Annotated in this window: 10 protein-coding genes and 1 pseudogene; 5 read left to right on the top strand and 6 right to left on the bottom strand. The window is 55.3% G+C overall.

Annotated features, from left to right (window positions below; all coding sequences use genetic code 11):
• Positions 1–646 precede the first annotated feature (646 nt).
• Entirely contained in the window at positions 647–2,776 is a 2,130-nt protein-coding gene (locus ABX962_RS09885) for a response regulator (RefSeq protein ID WP_372718937.1), read from the top strand.
• A 441-nt stretch (positions 2,777–3,217) separates the two neighbouring features.
• On the opposite strand, the gene ABX962_RS09880 is transcribed toward ABX962_RS09885, so the two are convergent.
• Together ABX962_RS09880 and ABX962_RS09875 are read right to left on the bottom strand one after the other, a co-directional pair.
• Entirely contained in the window at positions 3,218–4,969 is a 1,752-nt protein-coding gene (locus tag ABX962_RS09880; protein ID WP_372718935.1) for a sodium:solute symporter, read from the bottom strand.
• Positions 4,970–5,373: 404 nt separating this feature from the next.
• Positions 5,374–6,513 carry an acyltransferase family protein gene (locus ABX962_RS09875; protein ID WP_372718933.1) on the bottom strand — a complete coding sequence of 380 codons (1,140 nt, stop codon included), beginning with the start codon at positions 6,511–6,513 and terminating at the stop codon, positions 5,374–5,376.
• 435 nt (positions 6,514–6,948) lie between these two features.
• Here ABX962_RS09875 and ABX962_RS09870 point away from each other — a divergent pair.
• A pseudogene (locus ABX962_RS09870) lies at positions 6,949–8,565 on the top strand (DUF6493 family protein); the annotation flags it as partial.
• Positions 8,566–8,629: 64 nt separating this feature from the next.
• Here ABX962_RS09870 and ABX962_RS09865 read toward each other — a convergent pair.
• Positions 8,630–9,697, bottom strand: a complete 1,068-nt coding sequence (locus ABX962_RS09865; protein ID WP_372718931.1) for a 3-deoxy-7-phosphoheptulonate synthase — start codon at positions 9,695–9,697, stop codon at positions 8,630–8,632.
• Positions 9,698–10,158: 461 nt separating this feature from the next.
• Between ABX962_RS09865 and ABX962_RS09860 the strand changes: the two genes are divergently transcribed.
• On the top strand, positions 10,159–11,058 hold the full coding sequence (locus ABX962_RS09860; protein WP_372718929.1) for a rhomboid family intramembrane serine protease: 900 nt from the start codon (positions 10,159–10,161) through the stop codon (positions 11,056–11,058).
• Between the two features lie 191 nt (positions 11,059–11,249).
• Positions 11,250–12,740 (top strand): sulfatase-like hydrolase/transferase, encoded by a 1,491-nt coding sequence (locus ABX962_RS09855; protein WP_372718927.1) that lies wholly within the window; start codon positions 11,250–11,252, stop codon positions 12,738–12,740.
• A gap of 157 nt (positions 12,741–12,897) precedes the next feature.
• On the opposite strand, the gene ABX962_RS09850 is transcribed toward ABX962_RS09855, so the two are convergent.
• Positions 12,898–16,308 carry a family 78 glycoside hydrolase catalytic domain gene (locus ABX962_RS09850; RefSeq protein ID WP_372718939.1) on the bottom strand — a complete coding sequence of 1,137 codons (3,411 nt, stop codon included), beginning with the start codon at positions 16,306–16,308 and terminating at the stop codon, positions 12,898–12,900.
• A 59-nt stretch (positions 16,309–16,367) separates the two neighbouring features.
• Here ABX962_RS09850 and ABX962_RS09845 point away from each other — a divergent pair, with 59 nt between their 5' ends.
• Positions 16,368–16,571 (top strand): hypothetical protein, encoded by a 204-nt coding sequence (locus ABX962_RS09845; RefSeq protein ID WP_372718925.1) that lies wholly within the window; start codon positions 16,368–16,370, stop codon positions 16,569–16,571.
• A gap of 44 nt (positions 16,572–16,615) precedes the next feature.
• Here the strand turns inward: ABX962_RS09845 and ABX962_RS09840 are convergent, their stop codons facing one another.
• Together ABX962_RS09840 and ABX962_RS09835 are read right to left on the bottom strand one after the other, a co-directional pair.
• The gene (locus ABX962_RS09840; protein WP_339944748.1) at positions 16,616–16,834 is read right to left on the bottom strand and encodes a hypothetical protein; all 219 of its coding nucleotides are present in this window, start codon (positions 16,832–16,834) and stop codon (positions 16,616–16,618) included.
• A gap of 30 nt (positions 16,835–16,864) precedes the next feature.
• On the bottom strand, positions 16,865–18,008 hold a 1,144-nt coding region (locus tag ABX962_RS09835), incomplete at its 5' end, for a hypothetical protein (RefSeq protein WP_372718923.1).

The raw sequence follows: 18,008 nt of genomic DNA, 5'->3' as shown, positions 1-18,008 counted from the left end.
TGCCTTGACCGGCAACGCGATCCAAGGAGATCGCCAGCGATGCTTGGACGCTGGGATGGACGATTATGTCAGCAAACCGTTTGATTTGACTCAGTTAAGGAAAACCGTCAGTCGGCTGTTGGTCGCACAACATTGCTAGTGCGGGGCGTCAGCACTCGCACAAAACAAAATCCAATCGCCGCGTGGAATCCAATCCCCCTTGGTCAACAAAGCCCAATGCCATCGACATTGACATGCTCGGGGTGCAAGCCCCGGACCACCCCAGTAACCGTGGCGATGGACAAATTGCGGCAACTCTCTAATGTTCACTGTCGACTAGCGAGGCAATCAGGTCGCCGAACGACTGGACCAGCTCCGCCATTGCCGGGATCACGGAACGACGGCAACCGGCGAAGGTTTACCGATCACGAACTTCAATAGGATTGTCAGAGGCAAAAAGTCTTGCCGTCTCTGTTCATTTTTTAAGGCCAATGTGCAAAGCAACTCGACTAGAATAGTTACGATATATTTAAACGGCATATTTGAACGCCGCTGATCACGACGGTTACAAATAGGAAGTTCCCCCGCGTGTTATTCGCGGGTTTTATAGTCTATTGAATGGTTTTTCGATTGAGGCAGCAGTCCCCCAGGTGGCCGAGAGATCAAGATGCACGAAAAACGAGCTGCGGGCGAAGTTAATTCGGAGGCTCTCGGCCCCGTGCAAGAGCAGTCTGCTGCGGTCCCGGTAGACGACCGTTTTCTTTTGCAATCACTGATGGACCACATTCCCGACAGCATCTATTTCAAAGATGCAAAGGGGAGGTTCATCCGCATCAATCGTGCCAAGGCAGATCGCTCGGGTCTCGCGTCCACCGACGATGCTGTGGGCAAGAGCGACTTTGATTTCTTTGATCCTGACCATGCTCGAAAAGCGTTGGCCGATGAAAAGAAAATCATGCAGACCGGCGAACCGTTGGTTGAAAGCGAAGAGCATCTGATTTGGTCGAGCGGACTTGAACGCTGGGTTTCGACCACCAAACTGCCTCTTCAACGGCAAGACGGAAAGGTGGTGGGAACCTTTGGCATCTCGCGTGACATCACCAAATTAAAGCAGACTGAACGTGCGCTGGAAACGGCAAAGGAGGCCGCAGAAACTGCAAATCGTGCGAAAAGCGAATTTGTGGCAAACATGAGTCACGAGATTCGCACGCCGATGAACGGCGTAATCGGAATGGCCGAGTTGCTGCTCGACACTGAACTTAGCTCGGTCCAACGAGAGTACACGCAGGCTGTCCTCGAATCGGGCGAAGCGTTGTTGGGTCTGCTGAACGATATCCTTGACTTTTCGAAGATCGAAGCGGGCAAGATCGAACTGGATCCCGCGGCGTTTGACATTCGCGAGAGCATCGGCACCATGATGAAATCGCTAGCCGCCAGAGCGCATCACAAAGGTCTCGAATTGGCTTATCATTTTGATCCCAAAATTCCAGAAATCGTGGTTGGTGATGCAGGTCGATTGCGACAGATTCTGATCAACTTGGTAGGCAATGCGATTAAGTTCACCGAGAGGGGCGAAGTCGTTGTCGAGGTGAATGTTGACGATCAAAACGCGGACACGCAGGACGATCCGAATATCTCACTGAAGTTCGCGGTAACGGATACCGGCATCGGAGTCCCGCAAGACAAGCTTGATACGATCTTTGCCGAGTTTGAACAGGCTGACAAGTCGACCACGCGGAAATATGGCGGCACCGGCTTGGGGTTAGCCATCGCATCGCGTTTCGTCGAATTGATGGGTGGACGGTTGGCGGTGAACAGCGAATTTGGTCGTGGAACGACGTTCAGCTTCGTGGTCAAACTACCCATCGGAACACGGGAAACCGGCAACAAGCCACAACTGAATCCAGAATCCCTGCACGGGCTCCGCGTGCTGGTGGTCGACGACAATCAAACGAATCGTCGTATCCTGCAGGAGACGCTTCAGAACTGGGGGATCCAGCCGCAAGCGGTTTCCAATGCCAAGGACGCCTTGGATCAAGTCAAGTTGGCGGTCGAGCAGGGTGTGCCATTTCAATTGGTGATCTCCGACGTCAACATGCCTGAGATCGATGGTTTTGGCTTCGTCGAGTCGCTACGGCACGACAGCCAAGTCGCCGAGACCACGGTCATGTTGCTGACGTCGGGGATGCGGTCGGGGGATCTGCCACGCTGTGAAGAATTGAACGTGGCAACGCATTTAATGAAACCGGTCAAACAATCCGAACTGCTGCGGGCGATCTCACATGCGGTGGGACTCGATGCTCACGACGTGAACGCCCCTCGATCCAACTCACCCGAGTCTGCCTCAACCGAGTCTGCCTCGCGCTATCCGCACACGGCGCCCCCATCTCCTTCGCTCGGTAGCCTGCGTGTGCTGCTTGTCGAGGACAGCTTAGTCAATCAAATGGTAGCCAAGGGACTGATGAGCAAATGGGGGCACACCGTTTCCATTGCCAAAAACGGCATCGAGGCGGTACAGAAAAGTGAAGCGGACGCATTTGATTTGATTTTAATGGATGTCGAGATGCCCGAAATGGATGGTCTCGACGCGACGCGTGCGATTCGCAAACGTGAGCAGAATGCAACGCCTGCTCAACACGTCCCTATCATCGCGATGACCGCTCATGCCATGAAGGGAGACGAGGGGCGATGTCGCGAGGCGGGAATGGACGCCTACGTCGCCAAGCCGATTCGGCAACAAGCGTTGTTGGACGCGATGACGATGGTCGTTGCTGCCAGCAGCAATCCATCTCGTTAAATCCCCCGTCCAAGCAATTCGAAATATAAATGATGTGCGTGGGGTGGATTACAGCCGCCCACGGTGCCGAACGTCTCATCTCGAAATGGTGGCCTTGGTCATGCGTGACGCCGATGGTGTGACCACCGCACACGACCATCATGAGCAATGCAAACAGATGGTCTCTCACGGATCGATCACTGTCTACGAGTCTACTCTTTCTTACCGGTCTTTTTCCTCACGCCGCCCGGCCGCGCCGGTGACGGCGAGCCTTCGGGACGCACCCTTACTGCACTTGGGCGTTGATTCGCTTTGATTTTGGCGACCTCCGTGACGTAGGCGTGTGGAAGCCGTTTGACGACTTCCCGATATCGCGCCGCAATGCTCGTGGTCTCGCCGGTCTCAGCAACGGTGTTATCGAGCTGCAGCAGATCCGTCGACGGCTTCCGCTTTACATTGCCGCTATCGAAAGATCCAGTAGAGCACAGCCATCACTAACATTAGCAGTGTCGACAGCAGTCGTGGATCGCCCAACCGGCTATCGCCGGGGATCTTCAGCGCGGCCCAAGGCGGATCCCATGCCAATTCGGATCCACGCAAATCACCGGTCTGGGCGGCGGCATCCGGCAGCAATCGGCTCAGGAGTGCTTGGGCCACGACGCATACCGTGAATAAATAGAAAGCCATCATCATGAAGCCTCCGGGCAATTGGTTCAGCGCACCCTCCGGCATCAACGTGTTGGTTGCGAACACGGCGATCCCCAGCACCGAACCACCGATCAGCGTGATGGCCGCAGCACGCGAGCTTGCTCCGCGCCAAAAGACGCCTAACACCAGTACGCTGGTGATCGGCGGAGCGATGTGTGAAATTATGCTTGCCATCCCATTAAAAATGCTCTCGAACATGTTCAGCGCGGGCACCAACGCAACGGCGATCATCAACGCGATCCCAGCCGAAATTCGCCCCACGCGGACAAGCGACTTGTCGTCCACCGTCGGTTTGAACCGTTTGACGATGTCATAGCTAAATAGCGTCGAGATGGAGTTGAGTGCGCCGGACACCGTGCTCATCAATGCCGCCATCAACGCCGCCACCAACACGCCCCGCAGCCCGAGCGGCAACAATTCGGTAATCATGCTGGCGTAAATCCCCTTGGACTGCACCACGCCGTCGACGGTGATTAGTGACAAATCCAATCGCCCATCCGTAAACAAAGCCCAAGCCAGCAAACCAGGAAGCACAAACAAGAATACTGGCAGGATCTTCAGCACGCCGGCGAAAATGGGCCCCTGACGAGCGTGCTGCTCATTCTTGGCACCGAGTACTCGCTGCACAATCGTTTGATCGGCACACCAATACCAGATTCCCAGCACGGGATATCCAAGCATGATCGCATACCAAGGCATATTGTCCGCATCACCATGCGGCCGCAACATCGACAACCGCTGGCCTTGATCTTCGCGGTCGAGGATCGAAAGCAAATTTTGCCAACCGTCCCATCCGCCCGGAGCGTCCACGGTGCCACCGAGCTGCCAAAGTGCCAACGCGGTGATCAGGGCCGCGCCGCCTAGCAGCACGACCGTTTGAATGCACTCGGTCACAACCACCGCCAACAAGCCGCCCACGATCGTATAGATTCCCGTCAGCACGCAGAGCACGATGATGCTGTACATCATCGGAATCTCAAGCAGCTCTTCTAAAATGATGCCTCCGGTCAATAAAGCAAACGCGATGTGAATCACGATCGCCGTCAAGATCGAGACGAACGCTAAACAGTCACGGCAGATGCGATTGTAACGACGCTCAAGAAAATCGGGCAGCGTTGCGATCCCCGAGCGGATATAAAACGGTGCGAAAAACAGACCGAGTAGCACCAGCGTAAAGCCTGCCATCCACTCGAAATTCCCGTTCAACAATCCGGTGTCAAAACCGTTCTGTGCCAGACTGACCAAATGCAACGTGGAAATATTGGTTGCAAACAGCGACAATCCGATGCTGGCCCAGCCAAGGCTTTTGCCCGCCAAAAAATATTCACTGGCAGCGCCCTGCTTTTTCTTGTGCAGCCAAGCGGCGAACAATCCGATGGCCACGATCCCGATCAAATAACCAACGGCGACCAGGATGTCGATTGTGCTGAGATGAACGTGAACACCACTCGATAAGGGCTCGGAAACATTTTGCAGACTTGCCATCGGCAAGGAAAGAAAAGACATCAAGACTTGAATCACAAAGGAAGGGGGGAGCGAAAAGGGCGGCAGGTTACCTACAAGCGGACGAAAACGCGCCATGCGTTATCGTATTCGCATTCGTGTACTATTGGAATCGGTTTTTGTTGCCAGAGCAACGGAGGTCCACTGCGGCCTCCGTTTCGCTGCGGAGGTGATCTCGCGGAAGACGATTGGAGGGGGCAACGACACGGTTGCCGCGAAAAAAACGTTCGATTTTGACCGGGAGGCTCGCGCCGCACCGCTATAAAAACGATCCGTTTAGTGCGAAAGTAGATGTCCTTGGGCGGCACCCCGTTTAGTTTTCGCCGGCGGCGGTGCTTCGTCTCGAGTGCGTCGTGATGTGCTGGTGCGATTGATCTATCTAGCTCGAGGGATGACGCTATTCAGCATCAACCACTTGGAAAGTACCGTTTCAATTTCAAAAAGTGACGCTCTAACAAATACCAACTGGCCACGGCGGCGAAGTAGGTCAGTGCGAACATCACACCAAGGTATCCGAGGTGACTTGTCACGGCATCACCGGTGACCGCGGTGAAGGTGGACGCAGTAAGCACCGTGGACACCAGTGCGATCAACGGATTTTGAAACACATACATCGCATAGCTGTATTTTCCAAGCGAACGCAGTCCCGATAAATTGAAAAAGCGTGCCAATCCTTCGCTGGGGCTCGCCGTCATCAACCAAACCAAAATACAGGCCCAAATCACCGGCCACAACGTATGCGTCAGCGTGAACAGCCCCTTATTCAGAACCATCGCCATCACAACGACCGAAACGCATGACAGAAACGCTATTGGCAGCCATTTCTTGAATGGTTCCAAGCCCTTCGGTCTGCGTGCCATCACGGCGACCGCCGCGCCGATCAGCAGCGAGTCGACGCGAAAGATCGTCAACACATCGGCGGCAACACCATGTTGCGTGGCCAGCACATAACCGACTCGCGAGACCGCACTGAGGATTGCCAAACCGATCGCCACGCGAAGCGTCAGAGTGGATCGCAGCTGATAAAGGATGAACGGCCAGACAAGATAGAAATGCTCTTCCACCGCCAACGACCAGAAATGGTCGAGGCGGCCAAAACACCATTCGTTTTCAAAGCTCATCTTGACGTTGACCAGATAAGTCCACAGATAGAACTGATTGCTCAGCGGAAGCGCGAACATTTCCGCCAACTCAGGAAATAAACTTGCTCCGATCACGATCGCCGCGAGTGTGCAAAAATAGAGCGGAAAAATCCGTAGGCTGCGGCGGGCGATGAAGTTACGGAAGTAGTGCGGACGGTCTTTGCCATCGATCAAGATGCCGGTGATCAGAAAACCCGATAGCACAAAAAAAAGATCAACCCCGCGATCTCCGTGACTCAAGACAAATCCAATCCACTTGCCGATGACGGTCTCTTCAGGAAACCCTTTGCCGAATCGGTACAGCGTCACGACCAAAATCGCCAGCCCACGCAGCCCATCAAGCTCCGGCACATGTTCACCGCGTCGCCAAACCCGCTCGGATCGATGCTGGTGGGTTGCTTCCATATAGCTTTAATAATGTCGGAACGGCTTCCAGGATGTCGAGCCAGACGGATTTTTCTAGCGAAAATCGTTAAGAGTTTTGGGTCGGGGCACCGATGCGCGAAAGTCTCCGCGATTCTCGCTACGAAGAATTTAGCAAAGGCTTCCAGTCTGACGAGGACACGTGCGCAGACTGGAAGCCTGTCCCACAATATAGTCAAAGTTTGACGTTGTTATCTAGTTGTTATCTACCAGCAACAGAGACCGGAACGGATTGCGATGCCAGCCGCCTAGGCATTGATTTGTGGTACATTGATCCCTCCTCCCTTTTTGCCCACTCCGAGACATCAACGTGTCGGCTGCCGCGATCATGGTACGCCAAACATCAAAACGATCGTGGACCGTGTAAACACAACTTGGCTGCGCAGATTTTTCTAGGGATCCAATGACGACCAGCTAGAACCGGTAACTGATCTCGACGAATTGATCGACCTCTGTTCGAGCGTCTTGGAAGATCGCGGTCAGGTGGATGAAGCCGAATTGGCAATCGATGGGATCGCCCGACTCTGTGATCAACGCCCCGCCGATTTTGCACAGCGTGTCGCACCACTCGCCAAACAAACCGTTCAACTGATCAAACGAGATCTGTTTCCCTTCTGGGGACGTGGCACCGTGTCGGATTTGGCTGGCTGCATCTATGCCTGGGTCGAGGGTGAGGTACTCGGTCCGCAAGGTGAATATGAGATCCGCGACGGACAACCGTATTGCCACGTGGTCGATGTCGACGGTCTACAGGGGCCGTTTCGCTACTGTAACCGCAACAAACCGCTTGCGGTATTGTCTGAACGCTGTCAACAACTTGCTAGGAAGGTGGCGACCGGCACAGCCTCGACCCCGCTGAGCACTCCGACGCATCGAGGCGGCTGGATTGATCCACTCGTCTTGGTCGATCGAGTCAACACTTTGGCAGACGACTCACCCGAGGAAACCGACGTGGTAATGGCGACCTTGCGATTGGCCCCCGATCGTCGAGCAGAAGCGCTCACAAAGCTGAAACCGAGCAAGCAGAATTGGCGTCAAGCGATTCGATACGCACTCGGCGCCCAAGGTATTACGATAGAAACGAACAAGCGTTTGTGGATTGCTGCGGCCCGAGCACGAGCGCCGTGGAAATCGGATCCTGCGGTATCAGACGTCTTTCCCGAGCAAGGTCCGGATGCCGCAACGGCCGCCACCTACCGCTGGGCTCATCAGTCCAATAAATACCGAACATGGTTGTCAGTGGCGAGCGAGCCTGCTTGCCCCGAGTCGTCCTCGAGTGCGCTGCCAAACGTTTCCGAACATCCGACCGTCAGCTTCCACTTGCCGCATATCATCGCTTGGGAGGTAGGACATTTTGCGGGCAACACGACCGATTCCGTCCGTGCCGCAGCAACGTTGTGGCCGATTGCTCGTGAGTCGTATTTCGCTCGCGCTGCGGAGGCGTTCGCAGATAATCTCGATTGGCACGAATCACGCTGGTACAACAGTCACTTATTGGAACCCATGTTGGATCCTGGGACGCCGCTTTTTGAGATGGCGACGCTTTGTTTGATCCTTGCATTGGCGGCCAAAGAACCCGGCGAGCAGCGTTTGGCAATCGATGTCGCGACGGTCGCAATCGAGGATGGACGTTTGGGCACTGACAATTTGGGGACAGCCATGCGTGCATTGTTGCCAGGTGGGATGATCAAGGCGGCCCGCTGGGCGAAATCGCTCGCCGACATCGCGTCCGTGTCGGATCTGCATGCATTGGTCGTGCAAACCGCACTACAAACGTGTCTGCAGGGGGATCCGACGAACTACCCACGTGACTTCGCCAAATTGCTTTCACTACTCAGACAGTTGACGCTCCAGCTAGAGACCGCCGTTGGCGAGGCCGACTGCCGCACGGCACTCAGTGCGATCCGCGGAACAGGACAAGCCAGCAAGTTAGCCAAGCAGTTGCTGGCGATTGAATCCGGAGCGGCGAGCGACAACGTGGTCGCCGCTCAGCAGCAAGCAATTAACTGCCGCGTGGAATACCGAGGACGCTAGAGCGAGAAACCGGGGCCAAACGCTCTTTTCAAAAAAAGGCTTTCGTGCCTCCGGCACTCCAAAATCACTTGCTGCGGCGTGATTCGACCGCGTCGCTAAGGTCTTGCAGGATCGCGACGGTTTCGTCCCATCCGATGCAGGCGTCGGTGATGCTCTTGCCACGGACGAGACCGCCATCGCTGAGATTCTGGTTGCCTTCGACCAAGTTGCTTTCGATCATCACCCCCATGATGCGTTGGTCACCGTCGCCGACTTGGCTGCAAATATCGCGGCACACATAGCGTTGCCGCGTGTACTTTTTGCGACTGTTCGCGTGGCTGGTGTCGATCATAATCCGTGGGCTCAGATTCGCCTTCTTCAGCAAATCGGATGCGGCATCGATACTCGCCGCGTCATAGTTTGTGTGAATCCCGCCTCGCATGATCACGTGACAATCGCTGTTGCCGGTTGTGGCAAAGATCGCGGACGTGCCTTCTTTGGTCACCGACAAGAAATGGTGCGGACGCGAGGCCGAGCAGATTGCATCGACGGCGATTTGCACGTTACCGCTGGTTCCGTTTTTGAAGCCTACCGGGCATGACAACCCGGATGCGAGTTCACGATGCCCCTGGCTTTCGGTCGTGCGAGCCCCAATCGCTCCCCAGCCGACAAGATCGGCGATGTATTGCGGGCTGATCAGGTCGAGGAACTCGGTGCCGGTCGGAAGCCCCATCGCGTTGATGTCTCGCAGCAACCCGCGAGCGGTTCGCAGCCCCCGGTTGATCTCGAAGCTGTCGTCTAGTCCGGGGTCATTGATCAACCCTTTCCAGCCCACGGTGGTACGAGGTTTCTCGAAATAGACCCGCATCACGATCAGCAGATTGTCGTGATGTTTTTGTTGTTCCACAGCCAACAGTTGGGCGTATTCCAACGCCGCATCAGGGTCATGGATCGAACAGGGGCCAACGACAACCACCAACCGGTCATCCTCTTCGCTGAGCACACGCTGGATTCCCGATCGCGCGCTCGAGACGGTTTCCGCCACATCGGCTTCGACCGGAATCTCGGCCATCAGATCTTTCGGTGGCATCAACTGTTTAATCTCGTTAATGCGAAGATCGTCAGTTGCTGGCGTTTGGGTATTCTCGGTCATCGCGTCGTCTGGTTGGAATCGGAATCAATTCGAAAGCGTTGACTATCGTTGATGGACGTAAAAGATCAACCGGGGATCGAATTTGGACCCGATGCGGACAGTAAATTAGGCAGAATGGTTTGATACGACCGTCACAAAGTCGCATCGACAAAGGGCGGCAGCGTTGGAAAACGCAGCTCGTACCCATTGTATCTAGAGCGGATCCAATCAACAGCCTGCATCCCCAGAGGTGGTGCAACCAACCCCCTCCGGCATTTTTCGTCGTTATTGTGGTCCGTTCCAGGTCGCGATCGCGACGCAGATTCGGCAGATCCGGAGATGATGCGGAATTCGTTCCACCGGCCAATCCGACTTCCAACTGCTCCCCCGCCGTCCTGGCGGAACTCCGCTGTGCTACGATCCGGCCTACGAATGCCGCTCGTCGGATTGCTAAAACGACGCTCCAAGCCGAAGATAGTTGCATGGAAAATCAGCTGCCGGGTGAAGAAGTCGTGCTCAGCACCAATCGTTCGAGCGAATGTTTCGAAGCACGTCTCGTCCTGATGGCCGCCGGGATTGCCGCCGAGGCGGTCTCTCGCGATGGCACATGGTTGCTGGTGGTTGCTCGCGAAGACCAGAACGTCGCGATCGCTGAACTCGATGCGTATCGAAACGAAAACCGCGATTCAGCGCCGCGTCGCCGGACCGCCGATCCCGTGTACGAAGCCGCAGCGTTGGCGGTCTTTCTGTACGCCAGCGTGCTCATGATTGTCGCCGTGCTGGCCGCGAAATCGACGTTTGGGTTTGAATGGTTCCAGGCCGGACGGATGCATGCAGGAAGCGTCGTCGCCGGAGAATGGTGGCGAATGTTGACCGCATTAACGCTCCATTTAGATGCCGCCCATTTGATGGGGAACCTGTTATTCGGGACCGTCTTTGGACTGCTGGCCGGACGATCTTTAGGAGGCGGCGTGGCTTGGTTGGGAATCGTGATCGCGGGCGGCATGGGTAACGGAATGAACGCCTGGGCTCAGCCCGCAGCACACACCTCGATCGGTGCATCGACCGCGGTCTTTGCCGCACTCGGGATGATCGTTTCTCACGGGCTTCGCCGCTGGACCGCTTCCCAGGAAAAACCGTTCAAACGATGGAGCCCGTTGATCGGCGGAGTGCTGTTGTTGGCGTTCACCGGAATCGGCGGCGAACGAACCGATGTCCTCGCCCACGTCACCGGTTTCGTCGCAGGATTGCTGATCGGCTGGGCTGGCAGCCGTTTACCTGATCGCTGGTTGGCCAGCCGTTGGGTTCAATCGGCGGCAGGCGTCACAGCAATCACGCTGATCGTGGTCGCTTGGATCGTGGGGCTCGGTGCTGCGGGTTAATGCATGCGGCAACTTGGCTTGTTCTATTTACTCTCAAGATATGAAGGATGAATGTGGCGGTGTTATCTCATTTTGCGTTCGGAAATATGGGTCCAGCTTTACGGTCATTCTCGCGAAAAACCGCGATCTGGTTGGCCGTTTCCTTATCCGTTGCTGGCATCGCAAACGCAGAATCAAGACCCAACATCGTTGTGATTCTCGCCGACGACATGGGGTATTCAGACCCCGGTTGCTTCGGAGGCGAAATTTCAACCCCCAACATTGATCAGCTTGCCAAGGAAGGGGTTCGCATGACCCATTTTTACAATGGAGGCATGTGTGTGGTTTCTCGTGCGTCAATGTTGACCGGCCGCTGGTGGCCCAACGCGCTGCCGAATTTCCGAGACACGCGGCTGTTGCCCGAACGGCTGCATGAATCGGGGTATCGGTCGGCATTAATCGGAAAATGGCATCTCGACGGCCATCCGATGGACCGCGGTTTTGATCACTTTTTCGGATTTTTGTCGGGCTTTGCCGATCATTTCGCCGGAGCTCGCAGTTACCGACTCGATCGCAAGCCGTTTACGGATTTTGGAGACAACTATTACAGCAGCGATGCCTTGAGCGACCGAGCGATACAGTTCATCGACGACGCCACAAAACAGGCCCCCGCCGCCCCGTTCTTTTTGTATTTAAGTTACCAAGCTCCACACAATCCGCTGCAAGCTCCGCGGGACGACATCATGCAATACCGAGGCAAGTATGCTGCCGGTTGGCAGGCAATACGCGAAGCTCGCTTCCGCCGCCAAAAAGAAATGGGGCTGGTAGCGGCCGACGCGGTGCTTCCCTCCTATCCCCAAAACCTTCCCAAGTGGGAATCGCTCAGCGAAGAACAACGTGATCTCGAAGACTTGCGGATGTCGGTGTTCGCTGCGATGGTCCAGCGTATGGATCGCGGCATTGGACGAGTCATGCAGTCGATCCGCGACAACGGGCGCGGCGACAATACGCTGGTTCTACTTCTCAGCGACAATGGAACCGATTCCTTTTCCGTGGTCGACCAAGCCATGTTGAAAATGGGGCGTTTGCCGGGTGACCCAGGATCGAACTGGCAACCCGGCACCGGCTGGGCGTATGCAAGCGTGACGCCATGGCGAATGTACAAGATTGGCCAACACGCCGGCGGCGTCACCACAGGTGCGGTCGCTTGGTGGCCTGGTAATACAGGCGATCCAGGACGCATCGAGTCGCGCGCGGTCCACATGGTCGATGTGTTGCCAACCTGTCTGCAAGCGATCGGAAAACAGGCAAACGACGTGGCGGGCGAGTCGTTTCTGCCAGTGCTTCGTGAAGAAGCGTGGCAACGCCAACACCCAATCTATTTCCAGTACATGGACAACCGTGCCATCCGAACCGATCGATGGACCTTGGCCGAGGTGGACGCCGCCGGTTGGCAGCTATTTGACAACCAGAACGATCCTCTGGAGACAACGGATCTCGCGGCGGCGAAACCTGAGGTCGTCAACGAACTCAGTGCAAATTGGTCAAAATGGTGGTGCGACGAAAGTGGCGACTCTGCGTATGTGCCGCAATCAACTCGAAATAGCCCGCACTATCGCCCCCAAGGCGACCGAGGAAGCGGAGTTCGCTACACCCCAAGTGCGATGCCCCAACGACTCTCAGACCGCTACCCAAAACCGTAGCCGATCTCATTAGACGCCTGCAAAAATCGCGTTCACCGAATCGTACCCTCGCGTTAACGCCTAGCACCATCCACATTGGCACCAACCGGGTGCTTTTTATAGCGGAGCGTTAGCGAACCAACGCTCGCCATGTTTAGCATCCGAGGCCGCATGTTCGCTACGGTTCGGAATCGTGTTTATCACCCAACTGATAGATCGCAATCGATTCAATCATCATCTCGCCGACGTTCGCGTGTTCGTCGTACGTATTGAACGGATCGAAACGAATACTTTGAATCGGTTTCGTCTCATTCACGCTAAACAAATAATCATTCACTTGATCGCTTGCAGTCAGCGGACGTATGTTCTGCTGTGTTCCGTTAAACCCACGCTCGGGCAAAGCCCAGAAAAACTGGCTTGTCGCTCCCTGGCTAGGCATCGCTCGCAACTGGACCACGAGTGATCCGGAAACCGTCTCGGCAAGTCGCGTCGACATTTGTGAATCATTACCAGTGGCAACCAAGAAGGCTTTGCCGTCGCGCTGTTCGACTTTGACATTGGACACGTGCGTCCACTTTTCAACGTCCGACGGGTTAGCAAAATCCCATCGCACTAACTCCTTGGCATTCGTCATGTCGATGCCACCCGGATTGATCGACGTGTCTTTGGGTTTCGATGTCACGAGGCCTTTGCGAGCCGATTGTTTGGCGAAAGGCATCGTGAACTCGTAATCACCCGATCCCACCACGAACTTCGTGGATCCGCTTTCGATGCGAGGCTTGCTAACGTTCACGTTATCCATGGCGGATTTGCCGGATTCAAGAATCGATTGTGGATCCTCGGTCGGCAGAACCACCGTCGCCGTCGTATTGGCTGGAATCGAAACGTGCAAATGGAATTGGCCATCGGCGACTTTCCAATCGCTACGGATCGTCCCGCGTACCGAATCATACGATGCTCGTACCCAATCGATTACATCGACCATCGCGTTACTATTGGGGGTGGGCACATGAGGATGGATGATGATCTTGCTATATCCCGGACCCTCTGATTTGATTCCAGCCAAGGTATCAAACATCCACTCACACACCGCACCAAACGCGTAGTGCGAGAACGAGTTCATTGCGGCGTTGTGGCGTCCAAAGGCGTCTTCTTTGGTGTAGCTGTCCCAGCGTTCCCAGATCGTGGTTGCACCGTTTTCGATCTCATAGCCCCACGAAGGAAACTCGCGTGATTGCAGCAAGAATGTCGCCAAGTCGTGCTGTCCCGCACTCGACAGCACCGGCAGCAGCGGCCGGGTTCCCAAGAAGCCGGTCGACATATGGTTGCCGTTCTCGGCGATCATTTTAGCAAGATGACGGCCGGTCGCTTCGCATTGCTTCTCTGGCACAAGATCGGCAAACAACGCCAACGCTTGCGCCGTTTGTGTGTTCACGTTGATGCTGCCATCGTCGCGAAGGTATTTCGCTTGGAATGCCTTCTTGGTCCGCTGCAATTGGTTGCGATACGCTTTGGCTTCATTGTCATGGCCGATCGCTTCGGCCATTTCGGACATCATCCGGGCCGAGATCGCAAAGTAGACCGTATCGACGTAATCCAACGGGGTGCTAGCGCCTTGCGCCAACCAGTCGCCCCATGCGTTGCCATGCACGATGCCAAGATCGTTGTTGCTCGTCTCTTGTCGCCACTGCATGAACCGAGTCATTGGTTCCCAACAATCCTCGATCACACGAGTGTCGCCGTAGGCTTGCCAAATCGTCCAGGGACAGATCACACCGGCATCGGCCCAGGCGGATCCAAAATCCCAACCGTGTTGGAACGGGAACGGCGAGTAACCCGGAAACGCTCCGCTTTCGCGTTGTGATTCCATCAATTCACGAAGCCATTTTGTATAAAACGCACCGATGTCAGCGTTATAGGCCGCGGTACCGACGTAAGCTTGTGCGTCTCCGGTCCATCCCATTCGTTCGTCGCGTTGAGGACAATCCGTGGGCAAATCGAGGAAATTTGCACGTTGGGTCCAAACCACATTTTTGAACAACTGATTGACCATCGGGTCGCTGCACTCGAACTCGCTCGTCATCGGCGTGTCACTGTGCATCACCAACCCGGTCACCGTATCCAAGTCGACCTCGCCAGGAAAGTTTGCAACTTCGACGAACTGGAAACCATGGAATGTGAATCGTGGTTGATAGATTTCGCCATCCGGGTCGCCTTTGCAAACGTAATAGTCCGTGGCACGTGCTTTACGCAAATTCTCAGTCATCATGCGACCATCGGGATGCAACATCTCGGCGTAGCGAATCTGGACGCGATGACCTGCGGGGCCTTTGATATTCAGCCGAATCACTCCGGCAAAGTTTTGTCCAAGGTCAAAAACATAAGTGCCCGGTTCACGCTCGGTGATCTTTTTCGCTGGCAGCTCTTCGGTGATGCGTACGGGAACGCCAGGAAACGATTCGAGTCGGGGACGTTTAAAGCCAAGGTCACGCGGAGTCCCTTGAATACGAGGACCACCACCGACGTTTTTGGGATTATGAGCCTCGTAAAAGTCTGCGACGATGTTCTCGATGTCGCGAGCCAGAACTGCGTTGTCCCAGTTTGCATCATCAAAACCGGGTGACGACCATCCCGGCATCTCTTTGCGGGCGTCGTAAGATTCCCCCATCAACAGATCCGCCTCTTGAATCGGACCATCCGCGGTCACCGTCCAAGTCGCATCGGTGCTGATCGTGGCTCGCGTGCCGTCAACATATTCGACTTCCATCTGTGTCATCAGCGACGGGGTTTTGCCATAGTTCCACCTTCCTTGCCGTTCGGTTCCCATCCCCGTCAACAAACCAAATCCCACATAGCCGCTATACCAGCCGTCTGCGACACGAGCACCAATGACATTTTCGCCACGTTTGACCAAGTCGGTCACTTCGTAGGTGTTGTAATAGGCCCGTTGACGATAATCGGTCCATCCGGGAGCGAAATACGCATCCCCGACTCGCGCGCCGTTGATCTCGAGTTCATAGATGCCCAGTGCGGTCGAATAGACCGTCGCACGAGCCACTTCCTTTTCCGAAAAAAACGCTTTTCGATACTGACGAGCCGCCGGCAAATACAGCTTGCTAGTGTCTTTCGAGATGGATGACGAGTCTTCGTACGAGATGTACTCGGCTTTCCAATCGGATGGTTCGAGCAGTCCCATCGTCCAGAACGCAGTTTCGCTCCAATCCGAAGCAATGCCGTTGCGATCCCAACAGCGGACTTTCCAATAACATTTTTGCCGCGATGAAAGCGGTTTTCCGTCATATTGAATCTGCAGTGTTTCCGGCGACATGACCTTTCCCGAATCCCAAAGATCAGGCAAGTCGGTCGCGAGCAACCTCGCCGATGAAGCCACGCGGATTTGATAAGCCGTTTGCGATTCCCCTCGCTGATCCGAAACAACAATCCAATGGAAACGAGGACGAAGCGTGTCGAGTCCGAGTGGATTGACTCGGTAGTCGCAGCGGAGCGATGAGTCCGCAACACTTAAGCCTGGCTCGGCCGCAGCCAGACGTCCGCCGGAGACAAGCAGAGTCGCCACGAGTGCATGCAAAGAAAGTCGTTGGATGACGATTGGCTCGATTTTCATGGATTCAGAAATCTTAAGGTAAAATGGAAGTTAGCACGAATGCAGCGATACGCCCGTTGATCCAGCAGCCTGCGGTGCCAGGAAACGAACTGCGGCTCGAAACCAGTGGGGAGAGTCTCGGTGACATCACCGCAGTGCATCAGCGGTCACCGATTCAGCTTCAATTGCCAGAAGCGGAACTGGAACGAGTGTTTCGCTTGGCAAGGGAAAACGGCCGAAAACCTTGACGGCTTTCGCTAGGCCCAGCCGAATGCGTGGCTGTGACAAAAATCTAGATCTCGACACTCGGTTCGCTGCCAGGGTGCAGTTCTTCGGAATCAATATCGCGGCTCATCCAAAACGGCGTGGCGGCGAACCACACAAGCGTTCCGATCAACGCCGACGTCTTCACGACGCTCAGATCGATCAGACCAGCGAAGCAGAGCACACTTGGAACGATGGTCGCCGCCAATGCGAGCAGCGAAGCGACTTTGAAAACGATTGGTTTCATTGTTTTTCTCGTTGAAGCAAGGGGCGGCAATTAATTGACGGCGACGTCACCTGCAGGCGACTGAAGCATTTTGCTGAGGGCAAGATACAAAATGCCGCTGATGATCCAGCATGGGATGACGGCATAAGCCGCGAACAAGTCCTGAGCGAAGATCAAGTAGAGCCCGACGAAAACCGGCAATAGCCAGGCAACCAGCACGGCCATGTTGACCGATTGGCTGCGCCGCGCCGCATATTCATCCTGCAATCCGAACCGCTTCATCAGGTAAAAGTCGACGAATATGATTGCACCCATTGGGCCCAACACGGTGCCGTACGTCCCGACGAATCCGAGCAACTGGGCAGACAAGTTTGGAAATGCCCCGGCCATGGTTGCAACCGCTCCGGCCACCAAAGTCATCACGGTGCGAGAGCTTTTGGGAAAGATGCCTTGGAACGCCAAGCCGGCTCGATAGATCGTGGGATTTGCGGTGGTCCAACCTGCGATCACCACACAAATAATCCCGGTCCAACCAAGGGCGCCCCAAGCCAACATGCCTGGGTTGGCCGAGTCGTTTTGCGAAAGCTTGATCTGAGCTGCCAACAGAAGCGCGGCTGCAATCCAGGCCATGTAATGCCCCAGAAACATCCCGACCGCGGGGGCCCAGCCGGAGGAGGGTTTTCGCGCGAAGCGAAAGATCGAAAGATCCGCCATCCCAAAGTGCATCGCTCCATTACAAAGCCATGCAAAAATCACAATTTGTGAGAACGTAAAGGGCTTTTCACCACTCTTTGCTTGGACAAACGCAACCGCATCGCTCCAGTATTTGCCTTCGGAAAGAGCTTCGCTGCTGGTCGCTCCCATTTGGATCAACGAGACGATTCCGCACGCAGCAAAGATACAAATCATCCAGGGGGCGGCGATGTTTGCGACTCTTGCCACCATTTGGTAGCCCGCTGCGGCAATCACCGCCATCACGATCCCCACGATGACCACGAGCGCCGTGAATGACGGAGCACCGAAGCCAAACGTTTGCTCCGGAACGGCATAGTGAATGTCAAATGGTACACCGACCGCGCTGGCCGAAACCGTCACCATCGCGCCGGCTAGGAAGCAGAACAACACGCCGTTGACGACGTTGTAAAGCTTCACGAGTGATCCGCCGGCGATCCGTTCGAGTTGGTAGTAGAGCGTA

Origin of the sequence: Novipirellula sp. (assembly GCF_041583735.1) — a bacterium.
In the GTDB taxonomy this organism is placed as follows: domain Bacteria; phylum Planctomycetota; class Planctomycetia; order Pirellulales; family Pirellulaceae; genus Novipirellula.
Note: the sequence above shows the minus strand (reverse complement) of the source record. Positions and strands in the feature narration are given on the sequence as shown.

Coding starts and splice junctions, on each gene's coding strand:
- ABX962_RS09845 (WP_372718925.1), top strand. CDS start 16,368: ATGGAAGTTAGCACGAATGCAGCGATACGCCCGTTGATCCAGCAGCCT.
- ABX962_RS09885 (WP_372718937.1), top strand. CDS start 647: ATGCACGAAAAACGAGCTGCGGGCGAAGTTAATTCGGAGGCTCTCGGC.
- ABX962_RS09860 (WP_372718929.1), top strand. CDS start 10,159: ATGGAAAATCAGCTGCCGGGTGAAGAAGTCGTGCTCAGCACCAATCGT.
- ABX962_RS09865 (WP_372718931.1), bottom strand. CDS start 9,697: ATGACCGAGAATACCCAAACGCCAGCAACTGACGATCTTCGCATTAAC.
- ABX962_RS09880 (WP_372718935.1), bottom strand. CDS start 4,969: ATGTCTTTTCTTTCCTTGCCGATGGCAAGTCTGCAAAATGTTTCCGAG.
- ABX962_RS09840 (WP_339944748.1), bottom strand. CDS start 16,834: ATGAAACCAATCGTTTTCAAAGTCGCTTCGCTGCTCGCATTGGCGGCG.
- ABX962_RS09875 (WP_372718933.1), bottom strand. CDS start 6,513: ATGGAAGCAACCCACCAGCATCGATCCGAGCGGGTTTGGCGACGCGGT.